Origin of the sequence: Pseudoalteromonas sp. Z9A5 (assembly GCF_011378875.1) — a bacterium.
Taxonomy (GTDB): Bacteria; Pseudomonadota; Gammaproteobacteria; order Enterobacterales; family Alteromonadaceae; genus Pseudoalteromonas.
This window is the reverse complement of the sequence record NZ_WTLC01000127.1, coordinates 1-588: the sequence shown is the minus strand read 5'-3', so window position 1 is coordinate 588 and position 588 is coordinate 1. Positions and strand designations below refer to the sequence as shown.

The following is a 588-nucleotide window of genomic DNA, read 5'->3' as shown; positions in this document are numbered from 1 at the left end:
TGTTGAACAAAGCCGCTACGCGGAGCTAGCAACCTCTAGCATAATTGCCACACTTGTCATTGGGACTTCCCCCTATTCACCGGAGAAAACCAATGACCCCATTAAGACAACGCGTCATAGACGAGATCCGTTTAAGAGGCTACTCACCACGTACCGAAGAATCTTATATAAATGCACTTGCTCAGTTAGCTAATTACTACGATAAATCGCCTGACTTAATTAATAAAGAAGAGCTTGAAGCGTATTTTAGGTATGTAAACCTAACACAGCATTTGTCGCGTGCAACGATTGCAGTAAAACTCAATGCCGTTAACTTTTTATATAAATATGTACTACAGCGTTCATTTAATATTGATATTGTATTGCCTAAAAAAGCACATAAAATACCGATACTGCTAACACGAGATGAGGTTTATCGCCTGTTCTTAAATATGGCATCTGCACAACAAAAAGTCATGCTTTGTATTTGCTATGGCTGTGGACTCAGAATAAGTGAATTACTGAATTTACGGGTTGTTGATATTGAATTTAGCCAAGACTGCCTATGGGTTAGAGCAGGAAAAGGCAATAAAGACCGTCGTGTCATAT

General features: G+C 39.1%; 1 protein-coding gene. It reads left to right on the top strand.

Going from position 1 to position 588, the window contains the following annotated elements; genetic code table 11:
- Nucleotides 1-92 precede the first annotated feature (92 nt).
- A partial coding sequence (locus GQR56_RS21330) for a phage integrase N-terminal SAM-like domain-containing protein (protein WP_166115397.1) occupies nucleotides 93-588 on the top strand: 496 nt, incomplete at its 3' end.